Origin of the sequence: Conexibacter stalactiti, assembly GCF_033542075.1 — a bacterium.
Lineage (GTDB): Bacteria > Actinomycetota > Thermoleophilia > Solirubrobacterales > Solirubrobacteraceae > Conexibacter > Conexibacter stalactiti.
Genome location: NZ_JAWSTH010000001.1, coordinates 75,064 through 89,156 on the forward strand (window position 1 = coordinate 75,064; position 14,093 = coordinate 89,156).

Annotated in this window: 13 protein-coding genes and 1 riboswitch; of the genes, 5 read left to right on the forward strand and 8 right to left on the reverse strand. The window is 73.6% G+C overall.

Going from position 1 to position 14,093, the window contains the following annotated elements; genetic code table 11:
• Positions 1-36: 36 nt before the first annotated feature.
• From R7226_RS00315 to R7226_RS00330, 4 genes are read right to left on the reverse strand one after another with little or no spacing between them, the layout of a single operon-like run.
• The gene (locus R7226_RS00315) at positions 37-1,560 is read right to left on the reverse strand and encodes a carboxyl transferase domain-containing protein (RefSeq protein WP_318595017.1); all 1,524 of its coding nucleotides are present in this window, start codon (positions 1,558-1,560) and stop codon (positions 37-39) included.
• Positions 1,557-3,542, reverse strand: a complete 1,986-nt coding sequence (locus R7226_RS00320) for an acetyl/propionyl/methylcrotonyl-CoA carboxylase subunit alpha (protein WP_318595018.1) — start codon at positions 3,540-3,542, stop codon at positions 1,557-1,559. The genes R7226_RS00315 and R7226_RS00320 overlap by 4 nt, the downstream gene beginning before the upstream one ends.
• Positions 3,535-4,479 (reverse strand): hydroxymethylglutaryl-CoA lyase, encoded by a 945-nt coding sequence (locus R7226_RS00325; RefSeq protein ID WP_318595019.1) that lies wholly within the window; start codon positions 4,477-4,479, stop codon positions 3,535-3,537. The genes R7226_RS00320 and R7226_RS00325 overlap by 8 nt, the downstream gene beginning before the upstream one ends.
• Positions 4,480-4,488: 9 nt before the next feature.
• Positions 4,489-5,637 carry an acyl-CoA dehydrogenase family protein gene (locus tag R7226_RS00330; protein ID WP_318595020.1) on the reverse strand — a complete coding sequence of 383 codons (1,149 nt, stop codon included), beginning with the start codon at positions 5,635-5,637 and terminating at the stop codon, positions 4,489-4,491.
• A 121-nt stretch (positions 5,638-5,758) separates the two neighbouring features.
• On the opposite strand from R7226_RS00330, the gene R7226_RS00335 reads away from it, so the two are divergent.
• Both R7226_RS00335 and R7226_RS00340 read left to right on the forward strand, forming a co-directional pair.
• Positions 5,759-6,382: a TetR/AcrR family transcriptional regulator gene (locus tag R7226_RS00335; RefSeq protein WP_318595021.1), complete on the forward strand. Its 624-nt coding sequence runs from the start codon at positions 5,759-5,761 to the stop codon at positions 6,380-6,382.
• A gap of 35 nt (positions 6,383-6,417) precedes the next feature.
• Positions 6,418-7,266 (forward strand): helix-turn-helix transcriptional regulator, encoded by an 849-nt coding sequence (locus tag R7226_RS00340; RefSeq protein WP_318595022.1) that lies wholly within the window; start codon positions 6,418-6,420, stop codon positions 7,264-7,266.
• Here R7226_RS00340 and R7226_RS00345 read toward each other — a convergent pair.
• Positions 7,245-8,048, reverse strand: coding sequence for a class I SAM-dependent methyltransferase (locus R7226_RS00345; RefSeq protein ID WP_318595023.1), 804 nt, complete (start codon positions 8,046-8,048; stop codon positions 7,245-7,247). The genes R7226_RS00340 and R7226_RS00345 overlap by 22 nt on opposite strands.
• Positions 8,049-8,147: 99 nt before the next feature.
• A riboswitch (cyclic di-AMP (ydaO/yuaA leader) is annotated at positions 8,148-8,310 on the forward strand.
• 7 nt (positions 8,311-8,317) lie between these two features.
• On the opposite strand from R7226_RS00345, the gene R7226_RS00350 reads away from it, so the two are divergent.
• Positions 8,318-9,679, forward strand: coding sequence for a peptidoglycan-binding protein (locus R7226_RS00350; RefSeq protein ID WP_318595024.1), 1,362 nt, complete (start codon positions 8,318-8,320; stop codon positions 9,677-9,679).
• Here R7226_RS00350 and R7226_RS00355 read toward each other — a convergent pair.
• Positions 9,676-10,440 (reverse strand): hypothetical protein, encoded by a 765-nt coding sequence (locus R7226_RS00355; protein ID WP_318595025.1) that lies wholly within the window; start codon positions 10,438-10,440, stop codon positions 9,676-9,678. The two genes, R7226_RS00350 and R7226_RS00355, sit on opposite strands and share 4 nt — an antisense overlap.
• Positions 10,441-10,495: 55 nt before the next feature.
• On the opposite strand from R7226_RS00355, the gene R7226_RS00360 reads away from it, so the two are divergent.
• Both R7226_RS00360 and R7226_RS00365 read left to right on the forward strand, forming a co-directional pair.
• Positions 10,496-11,641, forward strand: a complete 1,146-nt coding sequence (locus R7226_RS00360; RefSeq protein ID WP_318595026.1) for a M20/M25/M40 family metallo-hydrolase — start codon at positions 10,496-10,498, stop codon at positions 11,639-11,641.
• A 41-nt stretch (positions 11,642-11,682) separates the two neighbouring features.
• On the forward strand, positions 11,683-12,039 hold the full coding sequence (locus R7226_RS00365; RefSeq protein WP_318595027.1) for a DUF2171 domain-containing protein: 357 nt from the start codon (positions 11,683-11,685) through the stop codon (positions 12,037-12,039).
• 71 nt (positions 12,040-12,110) lie between these two features.
• On the opposite strand, the gene R7226_RS00370 is transcribed toward R7226_RS00365, so the two are convergent.
• Positions 12,111-12,947 (reverse strand): ABC transporter permease, encoded by an 837-nt coding sequence (locus R7226_RS00370; protein WP_318595028.1) that lies wholly within the window; start codon positions 12,945-12,947, stop codon positions 12,111-12,113.
• Positions 12,944-14,080 (reverse strand): ATP-binding cassette domain-containing protein, encoded by a 1,137-nt coding sequence (locus R7226_RS00375; protein ID WP_318595029.1) that lies wholly within the window; start codon positions 14,078-14,080, stop codon positions 12,944-12,946. Before R7226_RS00375 ends, R7226_RS00370 begins: the two co-directional genes overlap by 4 nt.
• Positions 14,081-14,093: the final 13 nt, after the last annotated feature.

The window sequence follows — 14,093 nt, forward strand, 5'->3', positions numbered from 1 at the left end:
CGACGCAGCCGAGGCGGCACGCCTGGACGGATCGCCCTACATCCGGAAGACGCCGTAGCCGACCGGCTCCAGCGGCGCGTTGGCACAGGCGGCGAGCGCGGCCGCGAGCACGTTGCGCGTCTGTCGCGGGTCGATCACGCCGTCGTCCCAGAGGCGGGCCGTCGCGTAGATCGGGTTGCCCTGGCGCTCGTACTGCTCGCGCAGCTGGGCGCCGACCTCCGGCTGGCCGACCTCGGTCATCACCGCGCCGGCCTGCTCGCCGCCCATCACCGAGATGCGCGCGTTCGGCCACATCCACAGGAAGCGGGGCGAGTAGGCGCGGCCGCACATGCCGTAGTTGCCGGCGCCGTAGGAGCCGCCGACGATCACGGTCAGCTTCGGCACGCGCGCGCAGGAGACGGCGGTGACGAGCTTGGCCCCGTCCTTCGCGATCCCGCCGGCCTCGTAGTCGCGGCCGACCATGAAGCCGGCGACGTTCTGCACGAACAGCAGCGGGATCCCGCGGCGGTCGCACAGCTCGACGAAGTGCGCGCCCTTCAGCGACGACTCGCTGAACAGCACGCCGTTGTTGGCGACGATCCCGACAGGGTGGCCGTCGACATGCGCGAAGGCGCAGACGAGCGTCTCGCCGTAGAGCGCCTTGAACTCCTGCAGCTCGCCGCCGTCGACGACGCGGCGCAGCAGCTCGCGCACGTCGTAGGGGGTGCGCGTGTCGAGCGGGACGACGTCGAGCAGGCCGTCGGGGTCGTCGGCGTGCGCTGGCGGGCGCGGCGCGATCCGCTCCCACGGGAGCTGCGGCGACGCCGGCAGCGTGCGCACGATCTCGCGCAGCCGCTCGAGCGCGTCCGCGTCGTCGTGGGCGAGGTGGTCGACGACGCCGGAGGTGCGCGCGTGCACGTCGCCGCCGCCCAGCTCCTCGGCCGTCACCTCTTCGCCGGTCGCGGCCTTCACCAGCGGCGGGCCGCCGAGGAAGATCGTCCCCTGCTCGCGCACGATCACCGTCTCGTCGCTCATCGCCGGCACGTAGGCGCCGCCGGCGGTGCACGAGCCCATCACGGCGGAGATCTGCGCGATCCCCCGCTTGGACATGTTCGCCTGGTTGAAGAAGATGCGGCCGAAGTGCTCGCGGTCGGGGAAGACCTCGTCCTGCATCGGCAGGAAGGCGCCGCCCGAGTCGACGAGATAGACGCACGGCAGCGCGTTCTCGGCCGCCACCTCCTGCGCGCGCAGGTGCTTCTTGACCGTCAGCGGGAAGTAGGTCCCGCCCTTCACCGTCGCGTCGTTGGCGACGATCATGCAGTGGCGGCCGTGGACGATCCCGACCCCGGCGACGACGCCGGCGCTCGGCGCCGCGCCGTCGTACAGCTCCTCGGCGGCCAGCGGCGCCAGCTCCAGGAACGGCGCGCCGGGGTCGCAGAGCCGCTCGATCCGCTCGCGCGCCGGCAGCTTGCCGCGCGCGACATGGCGCTCCATCGCCTGCTCGCCGCCGCCCTGGCGGACGCGCTCCAGCCGCGCCTCGAGGTCGGCGATCAGCGCGAGATGACCGTCGCGGAAGCTCATGCGTGGACCTCCAGGAGGATCTCTCTCAGGCGCACCTTGTCGCCCGGCTTGACGCTCAGCCCGCCGACCGTGCCGTCGTGCGGCGCGCTCACCGACAGCTCCATCTTCATCGACTCCAACACGACCAGCACGTCGCCCGCGCTGACCTGATCGCCGTCGCTGACGTGCACGAACAGGACCGTTCCCGGCATCGGCGCGGCGAGCGAGTCGCCGGTCGCGCTGAGGTCGCCGCCGCCGGCGCGCGCCGGCGTCAGCTCGAGCTGATGGCCGTCGCGGCCGATCCAGAGGCGGCCGTCGAGCGGGTCGACGGCGAAGCTGCAGCGGCTCGCGACGCCGTCCAGCTCGACCTCGACCGAGCCCTCGCCGAGCCGCCGCGCGCGCCCCTGCCAGCTCCATCTGCGCACGCTCACCGTTGCGCCGCGGACGACCAGCTCGACGACGTCGTCGCCGACCGTGACGCGTCGCCGCCAGGTTCCCGGCGAGCCGTCTGAGCGCCAGCCGAGCGGAACGCTCGTGCGCTGCGCCAGCGCCTCGGCGTCGAGCAGCGCGAGCGTCAGCGCCGCAGCCGGCAGCAGCTCGGCCGGTGGCGCGACCGCGGCGCCGTCCCCGGCGGCCAGCAGCCGCTCCAGCAGCCCGGTGTCGAGCTCCCCGGCGCGCACGTCGGAGCGGCCGAGCAGGCTGCGCGTGAAGGCGGCGTTGGTCGTGACGCCGAGCAGCTCCAGCTCGCCGAGCGCCCGCTCCAGGCGGCCGAGCGCGGTCGCGCGGTCGGGCCCGTGGGCGATCACCTTCGCGACCATCGGGTCGTAGTGGGTCTCGACCGCGAGCCCGTCGACGAGCGCGCCGTCGACGCGGATCCCCTCGCCGGTCGGCGGGCGCCAGCGCCGCACGACGCCGGTCGAGGGCAGGAAGCCGGCGGCCGGGTCCTCGGCGTAGAGGCGCGCCTCGACGGCGTGGCCGCTGGGCGTCAGGTCGGACTGGCGCAGCCCCAGCGACGCGCCGGCCGCGACGCGCAGCTGCTGCTCGACGAGGTCGATCCCGTAGACCAGCTCGGTGACCGGATGCTCGACCTGGAGGCGCGTGTTCATCTCCAGGAAGAAGAAGTCGTCTGGCAGCACGCCGTTTCTCGCGCCGGGGACGATCAGCTCGACGGTGCCGGCGCCGACGTAGCCGCAGGCGCGTGCCAGTCTGACCGCGGCGGCACCCATCTCCTCGCGCCAGTCGGGGTCGACGACCGGGGATGGCGCCTCCTCGACGACCTTCTGGTGACGGCGCTGCAGCGAGCACTCGCGCTCGCCGAGGTGGACGACGGCGCCGTGGGCGTCGGCGAGCACCTGCACCTCGATGTGGCGCGGCCGTTCGAGGTAGCGCTCGACCAGCACGCGATCGTCGCCGAAGGCGGCTTTCGCCTCGCGCCGCGCGGCGTCGACGGCGCCGCTCAGCTCGCCGGCGGCGCGCACGACGCGCATCCCCTTGCCGCCGCCGCCCGCGACCGCCTTCACGACGATCGGAAAGCCGTGCTCGGCGGCGAACGCCTCGATCTGACCAGGGGTGAGGTCGGCTCCGTCGAGCCCCGGCACGACCGGTACGCCGGCCTCGCGCGCGAGCTGCTTGGCGCGCGCCTTGTCGCCCATCAGCTCGATCGCCGACGGCGGCGGACCGATCCACGTCAGCCCGGCGTCGGCGACCGCCTGCGCGAAGGCCGCGCTCTCGGCGAGGAAGCCGTAGCCGGGGTGGACCGAGCGCGCCGCGCTCGCGCGCGCGGCGTCCAGCAGCGCCTCGATCGAGAGGTAGGAGCGGCGCGCGTCGGCGGGGCCGATCCGCACGGCCGTGTCGGCGGCGCGCACGTGCGGCGCCTCCGCATCGGCGTCGCTGTAGACGGCGACCGAGCGCAGCCCGAGGCGCTTCAGCGTCGCGCAGAGGCGCACCGCGATCTCGCCGCGGTTGGCGACGAGGACGGGGCTCAGGACGTCCAGCTCAGGCATGCGCGGTGCTCCACTCGATCGGTCCAGACGTCAGCACGTGCGAGCTGAGCGGCCGCCCGAGGTGGGCCTGCGCGGCGCGCGCCGCGTCGAGCAGCCCGTCGAGGTCGATCCCCGTCTCGACGCCCATCTCGTGCAGCATCGAGACCATGTCCTCGCTCGCGACGTTGCCGGTCGCGCCGACAGGAACGGGACAGCCGCCCAGCTCGCCGAAGCTCGACTCGAACGAGCTGACGCCGGCGTCGAGCGCGGCGAGCACGTTCGCCAGCCCCTGTCCGCGCGTGTTGTGGAAGTGGGCGGTCAGCTCGGCGCCGGGCAGGGCCTCGGCCCAGCGCGGGAAGAGCGAGCGCACCTGCGCCGGGTTGGCCATGCCGGTAGTGTCGCCGAAGGCGACCTCCTCGCAGCCCGCGGCCTGCAGCGCGCGGGCGATCTCGGCCACGCGCGCGGGCTCGACGCGCCCCTCGTAGGGGCAGCCGAAGGCGGTCGCGATCGTCCCCTGGCAGCGCAGCCCCGCAGCGCGCGCCCGGCCGATCACGCGTTCGACGCCGGCGAGCGAGTCGGCGACCGAGCGGTTGACGTTCTTGCGGTTGTGCGTCTCGCTGGCGGAGAGGAAGACGTTGACCTCGTCGAAGCGGTCGCGCAGCTCCAGCGCCACATCGAGTCCGCGCTCGTTCGGGATCAGGACCGAGACCGAGACGGCGTCGGGCAGCTCGACCGCGCGCAGCAGCTCGGCGGCGTCGGCGAGCTGCGGGATCACGTCGGCGCGCACGAACGAGGTCAGCTCCAGGCGCGTGACGCCGGCCTTCACCAGGCGCTGCACAAGCTCGACCTTGACCGCGGTCGGGATCGTCTCCGGCTCGTTCTGGAAGCCGTCGCGAGGACCGACCTCGCGGACATGCACGCGGTCGGGGAGGCCGCTCGTCGCACCGCTCGCCGTCATCGCCGAGCCCTACGCCCCGAGCGCGCGGGCGATCACCATCTGCTGCACCTCGTCGGTGCCCTCGCCGATCGTGAGGATCTTCGCGTCGCGGTAGAAGCGGCAGACGGGGTACTCCTCGATGTAGCCGTAGCCGCCGTGGATCTGGACCGCCTCCTCGGAGGCGCGCACGGCGAGGCGGCCGGTCTTCAGCTTCGCCTGCGCGGCGGTCAGCGAGAAGTCGCGGCCCTGGTCCTTCAGGTAGGCGGCGTTGTAGGTCAGCAGCCGCGCGGCGGCGATCTCGGTCGCGACGTCGGCGAGCTTCGCCTGGATCGCCTGGTATCTGGAGATCGGCTGGCCGAACGCCTTGCGCTCCTTCGCGTACTTGAGCGCCTCGTCGAGCGCGCCCTGGGCGAGGCCGACGCCCATCGCGGCGACGCCGATGCGGCCGATGTCGAGCACGCGCAGGAACTGCTTGAAACCGGCGCCGCGCGGGCCGACGAGGTGGTCGCCGGGGACGCGGCAGTCGGTGAACGTGAGCGGCCGGGTGTCCGACGCGTTCCAGCCCATCTTGCGGTACGGCGTGCCCTGCTCGTAGCCGGGCGTGCCGTTCGGGACGAGGATGTTCGAGATCTCCTTGCGCCCGCGCGCGTCGACGTCGGTGACGGCGGTGATCACGACGCAGCCGGAGATGTCGGTGCCGGCGTTTGTGATGAACTGCTTGGCGCCGTTGATGACCCAGTCGCCGCCGTCGAGCGTCGCGCGCGTCTGCACGTTGCCGGCGTCGGAGCCGGCCTCGGGCTCGGTCAGCCCGAAGGCGCCGAGCCGCTCGCCCGCGGTCAGTCTCGGCAGCCAGTCGCGCTTCTGCTCGTCGGTGCCGAAGAGGTAGATCGGCTGCGTGCCGAGCGACGTGTGCGCGCACAGCGTGATCGCGACCGATGAGTCGATCCGCGCCAGCTCCTCGACCGCGATCGCGTACGCGAGCGTGTCGGCGCCGGCGCCGCCGACCTCCTCCGGGAACGGGATCCCCATCAGGTTCAGCTCGCCGAGCCGCTTCACCAGCTCGTACGGGAACGCCTTCGTGCGGTCCAGCTCCTCCGCGACGGGCGCGATCTCCTGCTCGGCGAACTCGCGCACCGTGCTGCGCAGCAGCCGATGGTCGTCTGAGAGGTCGAAGTCCATGGCCGGCACGATACCGAATGACCGCTCGGATTTCGAGCGTGCCCTCGGTTCCAGAGTCCTCCACTTCCACCGAGGAGCCATTCGGTTTTCTGCGGGCGGCGCGCTATCGTGGCCGGCTCCGATGGCGACTCCTCCGACACGTCCCGCGCTGCGCCAGCGCTACGACGCCAAGCGCGAGGGGGTCGTGGAGGCGGCGGCGGCGCTGTTCGCCGAGCGCGGCTACCACGCCACGACGATGCAGGACCTGACCGAGGCGACGGGGCTGACCGCCGGCGGGCTGTACCACTACATCGGCTCCAAGGAGCAGCTGCTGATCGCGATCTGCGACGCGCTGATGGAGCCGCTGCTGGAGAAGGCGCAGGCGCTCGGGATCGAGGCGCTGGAGCCCGAGCCGGCGCTGCGGGCGCTGGTCGGCGCGTGGGTCGAGCAGGTCGCGACGCACCGGCAGCACATGGTCGTCTTCCTGCAGGAGCGGCATGTGATCGAGCGCGAACCGCAGTGGAGACACGTCGCGGGCAGCCGCAAGCGCTTCGAACGGCTGCTGGAGCGCACGCTCGAGCGCGTCCAGGAGGAGGGCGAGACGCCGATCGCCGACCGTCGCCTGACGACGTTCGCGCTGCTGGGGATGGTCAACCACCTGCCGCAGTGGTACCGGCCGCGCGGCCGCCTCTCGACCGCGCAGATCGCGACCGGCTTCTGCGACATGGTGCTCGGCCGCGCGGCGCAGCCATTACCTGCGAGGTAGGCGACGCCGCGCACGCGGCGAGCTAGCCTCGCCGCATGGCAACGACCGCGACGACAACGACGACCACGGCCACCCCGGCGGGCGCCGGCCCGCTGCTGCGCGACTGGCGCCGACGGCGGCGCCTCAGTCAGCTCGACCTGGCGCTGGAGGCCGGCATCTCGGCGCGCCACCTCAGCTTCGTGGAGACCGGCCGTTCGAAGCCGAGCGCGGAGATGCTGTTGCGGCTGGCCGAGCAGCTCGACGTCCCGCTGCGCGCGCGCAACCAGCTGCTGCTCGCCGGCGGCTACGCCCCGGCCTTCCCCGAGCACGAGCTGGACGCGCCCGAGATGGCGCCGGTGCACGACGCGATCCAGCGCGTGCTCGATGGCCACGATCCCTATCCGGCGCTCGTCGTCGACCGCCGCTGGAACGTCGTCGCGGCCAACCACAGCCTCTCGCTGCTGACCGTCGGCGCCGCGCCGGAGCTGCTGCGGCCGCCGACCAACGCGATGCGCCTCGCGCTCCACCCCGACGGCCTCGCGCCGCGGATCGTCAACCTCGCGCAGTGGCGCGCGCACCTGCTGGAGCGGCTGGAGCGGCAAGTCGCGGTCACCGGCGATCGTGAGCTGAGCGCGCTGCGCGACGAGGTCGCCGCCTACCCCGCGCCGGCGGCGGCAGAAGAGGCCGCTACGATCGCACCCGCTCCCGCCCACGACCTCGCCGGACAGATCGCGGTGCCGCTGCGGCTGCGCCACGGCGCCGGGGAGCTGGCCTTCATCTCGATCGTCGCGACCTTCGGGACGGCCGTCGACATCACCGTCGCGGAGCTGTCGATCGAGTCGTTCTTCCCCGCCGACGCGGCGACGGCCGATGCCGTCCGCCGCTACGCCGACGGCGCCGCCTGAGCGACGACGAGCAGGAACTCCAGCTCCCAGCGCGCGCCGTCGGGGTCGAGGTTGGTCTGCGTCGCGAAGTCGAGCAGCGCCGCGTCGAGCGCGGCGACCCGCTCGGGGTCGTCGCCGAGCGCGGCGTAGGTCGCGATCACCGGGCCGAAGTTCGCTCTGTAGTAGGTGACCAGGTCGATCGGCGCCTCGAAGTGCTCGATCGCGAGCGTGCGCGGCTCGGCTCTCAGCGTGGAGACGCGCGCGCCGAACAGCCCGCGCACGTGCGCCTCGTCGCCCCACAGCACCGGCGGCTGCGCACCCGGAGGAGGCGGCGCCGCGAACGCGCTGACCGTCGCGAAGAAGCGGCCGGCCCAGCCCTGCGGCGTCCAGTTGACCATCCCGATCGTGCCGCCTGGCCGGCAGACGCGCGTCAGCTCACCGGCGGTGCGCACGTGGTCGGGCGCGAACATCGCGCCGAACGACGACAGCACGACGTCGAAGGCGTCGTCGTCGAACGGCAGCGCCTGCGCGTCCGCTTCGACCCAGTGCAGTCTCAGCCCCTCCGCCTCGGCGTCGGCGCGCCCGGCGGCGAGCAGCTCCGGGGTGATGTCGCTGGCGATCACGCGGGCGCCGGCGCGCGCCGCCGGCAGCGCCACGTTGCCCGATCCGGCGGCGACGTCGAGCACGCGCTGACCGGCCTGCACACCGCACTCCGCGACGAGCAGATCGCCGGTTCCGGAGATCGTCTCACGAGCGATCCGGGGGAAGTCCCCGAGCGCCCACACCTGCCGCGCATCGGTCATGTCACTCATCTTCTCAGCGCGATGGCCGTGATGCCAGCAACATGACGCTTGCAACGTCGCTTGCAACGTGCAGGAATTCGCCTGGTAGGTTCCGACGCCGTTACATACGAGCCGAATTGCGGACCCACTGCGGTCTGCGAGCGGGGGACCCATTGGTCTGACATGACCGGGGGCGAATCGTCGCGTCAGCGACGTAGCGCGGCTGCGCAAGCGGCCCTGCGAGCCCGTCAGCTTACCTCGCAGGCTCACTGAGACAGGAGCACCCAGCTGTGAACCAGGAGCAGCGCGATCTCGCGCTCGATGATCTGTGGGCGGATTCGCTCGAGCGGTCGCTCGCGCGTCGCGGCGCGCGCACGCGCACGTCGGTGGAGCTGGCGCGTCTGCGCCCGCGTGACCTCTCCGACGCCGAGCACTTCCTCGATTCGCTCTCGGTCGCGCAGCGTCGTCGCGAGGCGGCCGCGTCGCAGACGAAGCTGCCGGCGCCCGCCGCCCGCGGGCTCTCGCTGACCGCGTTGCTCGCCGTCACCGCAGGCCCCGCCGTCGGCGCGACCGCCGCCTTCACCGGCACCGCCTCCGCCGCCACCGTCGTCGAGAAGGGCGACGAGGGCGGCGACGTGAAGAAGCTTCAGCGCGCGCTCGGTCTGCACGCCGACGGCATCTTCGGCCCCGGCACGAAGAAGGCGCTGCGCAAGTTCCAGGCGCGCCACCACCTGCACGTCGACGGCGTCGCCGGCCCGGCGACCTGGTCGGCGCTGAAGCGCTCGCAGGCGAACACCTCGCAGTCGCGCTCGACCGGCAAGACCGTCAAGGTCAACGGCAAGGCGCGCATCATCGGCCACAGCGTGCGCGCGGTCCAGCACGAGCTGGGGATCCCCGCCGACGGCATCTTCGGCCCGCAGTCGCTGAAGGCGCTCAAGCGCTTCCAGCGCGACCACGGTCTCGCCGCCGACGGCGTCGTCGGCCCCGCGACCTGGCGCGCGCTCGCCAACGACGGCGGCGGCGGTTCGACCCGCAGCCACAAGCAGACCGCGCGCTCCGCGGTCCAGGGCGAAGGGTCCGGCGTGCAGGCGCTGCAGCGCGCGCTCGGCATCAGCGCGGACGGCGACTTCGGCCCCGGCACCGAGAAGGCGCTCAAGCGCTGGCAGGCGAGCCGCGGCCTCGAGGCCGACGGGGTCGCCGGTCCGGCGACGCGCTCGGCGCTCGGCCTCGGCGACGGCCCCGTGCTCAAGCGCGGCGGCGACGACGGCGGCGGCGACCGCGGCGGCTCATGGGCCGACCAGAAGATCTCCGCGATGATCGCGGCCGGCAACCGCATACAGTCGACGCCCTACATCTACGGCGGCGGCCACGGCTCCTTCGAGGACAGCGGCTACGACTGCTCCGGCTCGGTCTCCTACGTGCTGCACGGCGCCGGCCTGCTCGACTCGCCGCTGGCATCGGGCGGCTTCACAAGCTGGGGCGAGCCCGGTCCCGGCAAGCGCGTGACGATCTACGCCAACGCCGGCCACGCCTACATGGTGATCGACGGCAGACGGTTCGACACCAGCGGCGCGAGCGCCGCCGGCACCCGCTGGCAGCCGAACGACCGCTCCAGCGCCGGCTACGTCGCCGTTCACCCCGCCGGGCTCTAGGACGCTCCCGGGGGCGGCGGGTCGGGCTCGCTCGGCTTGCCGCCTATCGCGTTGAGGAAGGCGCGGCTGAAGCGCGCCCCGCGCGTGTCGGGGCCGTAGCGGGCGCGGGCGCGAGCCAGCTTCGCCTCGTCGTATCTGCTGCGCGCCCACGGCGAGTTCGGCTTCGCCAGCCGTATCGCGGCCCATGCGCCGGCGATGAAGGGGATGAAGATCGCGACCATCCCGAGCAGGATCCGGCCCTTGAAGAAGGCGATCCCCGCGAACGCGAGCGTGAAGGCGAACCATGCCGCGGTGCCGAGGATCGAGCCGGCCTCGTCGAGGCCGTAAGGGTTGACGCCGAGCACGACGAGACCGGCGAAGACGGTCGCGAGCACGACCGCGTCGAGCGACGCCCGCCCCTCCTCGGACCAGTAGACGTCCTGCAGGCGGACCCACAGCGCGAACTCGTCGAGCGTGAAGCCGGCGCCGACGCCGAAGCTGACCGAGAGGATCTGCCACCACGGCGCGTCGAGCTCCGTCGCGAAGGCGGCGAAGCCGGAGACGAGCAGCAGCACGATCCCCCACACGAGGTGATGGAGGTGGACGCCGCCCTCGGTCTCGACGCCGCCCGGCCACCACGAGACGCTGCGCGTCAGGCGCGCGCTCGTGCGGATGAAGCCGAACGACAGCAGGAACGACAGCAGCACGAGGAAGGCCGATTCGCGGCCCGGCTCGGCGTGCGTCTGGATCAGGTCGACGGTGTAGACCGCGGCGAAGCTCACCGCGCGGTCTTCGGCGCCCGCCCGCCGCATCCTGCGACGGGTAGGGTGAGTCGCCATGGATGCGTGGGTGCAGCGGGCTGCCGAGCAGATCGCCGAACGGGCCGAGCGGGACCTCGAGGCGCTCGTCGCCGTCTCCTCGCCGTCGGGTGACAGGCACGGCGCGGAGGACTGCGTCGCGGTCGTGCGCGCGCTCGCGCCGGCCGCCGCGACGGTCGAGCGCATCCCCTGCTCCTCGCCGGACCACGCCGACGACGTCGTCGTGCGGCTGCGCGGCGACGGCAGCGGCCGGCTGCTGCTGCTCGGCCACCTCGACACCGTCGTCCCGCACGAGCGTCACGCGCCGCTGCGCCGCGCCGGCGAGCAGCTGACTGGCTCCGGCTCGATCGACATGAAGGGCGGCGACGTGCTCGCGCTCGGGCTGCTGCGGGCGCTCGCCGATGGCGGCCCGGACGCACCGGGGTTCGCCGAGGTGGCGCTGCTGCTCGTCGTCGACGAGGAGTGGCGCACCGGCCCGATGGTCCACGTCGAGCGCTTCGCCGGCTGGGACGGCTGCCTCTGCTTCGAGGCCGGCGAGCTGGCGCCCGACGGCAGCGACGCGGTGATCGTCAGACGCAAGGCCGCTGGGACGCTGCGGGTCCGCGCCCGCGGCGTCGCCGCGCACGCGGGCGCCGCGCCCGACAGGGGCCGCAACGCGCTGCTGGCGCTCGGCGTCGCCGCGCAGGCGGTCGCCGCGCAGCACACACCGACCGGCGACGATCGCCTCACGGCCGTGCCGACGACGCTGCACAGCGGCGACGCCTTCAACGTCGTGCCCGACGCCGGCGAGCTGATCTGCGACCTCCGCTCCGACCGCACGGCGGCGTTCGAGGAGGTGCGCGCCGCGGTGCCGGCCGTGGTCGGCGGCGTCACGCTCGACGCGCAGCTCGCGCGCGTCTGGCCGGCGATGGACAGCCGCGCCGCGACCGCGCCGCTGCTGGAGGCGGCAAGCGCGCTGCTGGGCCGGCCGCTGGCGGCGGCCGGGCGCGGCGGCGCCAGCGACGCCAGCCACATGGCGCCCGCGATCCCCTTCACCGTCGACGGCCTCGGCCCGCGCGGCGGCCGCGCGCACGCCCCCGGCGAGTTCGTGCTGGAGGCGTCGCTGCGACCACGCGCCGAGGTCGCGCTGGCGCTCGCGCAGGCCGTGCTGGCGCACGCCGGCTGACAGCCACGAGCGAACCTTCCCGTCGTGGGTATGCTCGCGCCATGCCCGATCTCGGAGCAGCGATCTCCTACCTCGTGCTGGAGCCGGGCACGGAGGTCTACGACGCCGCCGGCGAGCGCGTCGGCACCGTCGACCACGTGCTCGCCGACGCGAACATCGACATCTTCGACGGGATCGTCATCGACACCCGCCTCGGTCCCGGCGGCCACCGCTTCGCCGACGCCGAGCAGATCGAGGAGCTGTTCGAACGCGGCGTCGTGCTGAACGTCACCTCCGACGAGCTGCACGATCCCGAGCCCGGCCCGGCGGCGCTCGACGCGGATCCCGACGACGTCGACAAGCCGGAGCTGTCGGACCGCCTGAGACGCGCCTGGGACTGGATCAGCGGCCGCTACTGAGGGAAGACCAGACCCGCGGACGCGATTCCTGCCCGCGGGTCCGGTTTCCGGTGGGGCGCTCGGCCCTCTGACTACCCCGTCGCGCGGACGCGGAATCGCCGCACCGTCAGCGGGACCATCACGACCAGCAGCAGCACGCACCACAGCAAGGCGGCGACCACCGGATGCGCGAGCGGCCAGGGCGGGTCGGCCGGCAGCCCGGTCGGATTGCCGAACAGCGTCCGCACGGCGGCGACGAGCGCCGAGATCGGGTTCCACTCGGCGACCTGCTGCAGGCCGTCGGGGAGGCCGGCCACCGGGATGAAGGCGTTCGAGACGAAGGTCAGCGGGAAGATCGCCATGAAGGCGAAGCCGGCGACCGCGTCCGGGGAGCGCACGAGCACGCCGATCAGCGTCCCGAACCACAGCATCGTGAGCGCGAACAGCAGCAGCAGGCCGTATCCCGCGACGGCATGCGCGACGTCCGCGTGGATCCGCCAGCCGACGACGAGTCCCGTCAGCGAGAGGATCGTGATCGCGAGCGTCATCGCGGCCAGCTCGGCGATCATGTGGCCGCCGAGGTAGGCGCTGCGGGAGGTCGGCAGCGAGCGGACGCGGTCGACGAAGCCCTCGCCGAGATCGGTCGCGATCGCGACGCCGGGGCCCATCATCCCGAACGCCAGCGACTGCACGAGGATGCCGCCGATCAGGTATTCGCGGTAGTTGCCGTCGGGGATCGCGATCACGCCGCCGAAGACGAACGCGAACAGCAGCACGAACATGATCGGCTGCAGCGTGACGTCGAGCAGCTTCTCGGGGATCTGGCGGACGTGCGAGAGGTTGCGGCGCGCGAGCGCGGCGCTGTCGGCGACCAGCCAGCGGGCGCGCTGCGCGGCGCTCGGCGCGGTCGGGAGTGCGGTGGTGCTCATGCTGCCGCTCCGGTTCCGGTCAGGGTCAGGAAGACGTCGTCGAGCGTCGCGGCGCGACGGTGGACGTCGGTCGCGTCGACGCCGGCCGCGTCGAGCGCGCGCACGACCTCGATCAGGCGCGTGCCGGCGAGCACGGGGGCGGTCACGAGGGGGCCTTGGTCCTCGTCGCCGTCACCGGGCGCGTCCGTCGCGACGGGCGCGGCGGTCGTCTCGCCGCCGCTCTGCGCGATCGGCCCGTCGGCGAACGGCGCCAGCGCCTGCGCGGCGCGACCGAGGTCGGCGGCGTTCGGCAGCGAGACGGCGATCCGCTCGCCGCCGACGCGCGCCTTCAGCTCGGCCGGCGAGCCGCCGGCGACGGCGCGCCCGTGGTCGAGCACGACGATCTGGTCGGCGAGCCGGTCGGCCTCCTCCAGGTACTGCGTCGTCAGCAGCAGCGTCGTGCCGTCGCGCACCAGCTCGCGCAGCAGCTCCCACAGGTCGTTGCGGCTGGCGGGGTCGAGACCGGTCGTCGGCTCGTCGAGGAACAGCACCGGCGGCGCGGCGACGAGCGTCGCGGCGAGGTCGATGCGGCGGCGCATCCCGCCGGAGAAGGTTCTGACGAGGCGGTCGGCCTCGGCCGCCAGCCCGACCCGCTCCAGCAGCTCGTCGGCGCGGCGGCGGACGTGGGCGCGCGGCAGGTGGTAGAGGCGGCCGATCAGCTCGAGGTTGGCGCGCGCCGACAGCAGCCCGTCGACGGTCGCGTCCTGCGCGGCGACCCCGATGCTCGCGCGCACCGCGGCCGGCGCGGCGACGACGTCGTGGCCGCCGACGCGCGCCGTCCCGGTCGTCGGCGCGGCGAGCGTCGTGAGGATCCGGATCGCCGTCGTCTTGCCGGCGCCGTTGTGGCCGAGCAGTCCGAGGACGCTGCCGGCGGGGACGTGCAGGTCGAGCTCGCGCAGCGCCCACAGGTCGCCGTAGCGCTTGCCGAGCCCTTCGGCGACGACACCGGGCGACTCCGTCGCCTTGCGAGATCGCCTGGCGGCGATCTCGGATGCCGCGGCGGCGCCTGCGGAAGCCGGCGGCGCGGCGCCGGCGCGGCCCGGAGCGGGCGGCGCGGCGGTGTTGGTAGTACTGCGTACATGAATTTCGTACATCGTACGATCAACG

Bases quoted from the DNA above. Each gene is read 5' to 3' on its own strand.
- R7226_RS00315 (WP_318595017.1), bottom strand. From the start codon at position 1,560: ATGAGCTTCCGCGACGGTCATCTCGCGCTGATCGCCGACCTCGAGGCG.
- R7226_RS00370 (WP_318595028.1), bottom strand. From the start codon at position 12,947: ATGAGCACCACCGCACTCCCGACCGCGCCGAGCGCCGCGCAGCGCGCC.
- R7226_RS00340 (WP_318595022.1), top strand. From the start codon at position 6,418: ATGGCAACGACCGCGACGACAACGACGACCACGGCCACCCCGGCGGGC.
- R7226_RS00330 (WP_318595020.1), bottom strand. From the start codon at position 5,637: ATGGACTTCGACCTCTCAGACGACCATCGGCTGCTGCGCAGCACGGTG.
- R7226_RS00360 (WP_318595026.1), top strand. From the start codon at position 10,496: ATGGATGCGTGGGTGCAGCGGGCTGCCGAGCAGATCGCCGAACGGGCC.
- R7226_RS00335 (WP_318595021.1), top strand. From the start codon at position 5,759: ATGGCGACTCCTCCGACACGTCCCGCGCTGCGCCAGCGCTACGACGCC.
- R7226_RS00320 (WP_318595018.1), bottom strand. From the start codon at position 3,542: ATGCCTGAGCTGGACGTCCTGAGCCCCGTCCTCGTCGCCAACCGCGGC.
- R7226_RS00365 (WP_318595027.1), top strand. From the start codon at position 11,683: ATGCCCGATCTCGGAGCAGCGATCTCCTACCTCGTGCTGGAGCCGGGC.
- R7226_RS00345 (WP_318595023.1), bottom strand. From the start codon at position 8,048: ATGACCGATGCGCGGCAGGTGTGGGCGCTCGGGGACTTCCCCCGGATC.
- R7226_RS00325 (WP_318595019.1), bottom strand. From the start codon at position 4,479: ATGACGGCGAGCGGTGCGACGAGCGGCCTCCCCGACCGCGTGCATGTC.
- R7226_RS00375 (WP_318595029.1), bottom strand. From the start codon at position 14,080: ATGTACGAAATTCATGTACGCAGTACTACCAACACCGCCGCGCCGCCC.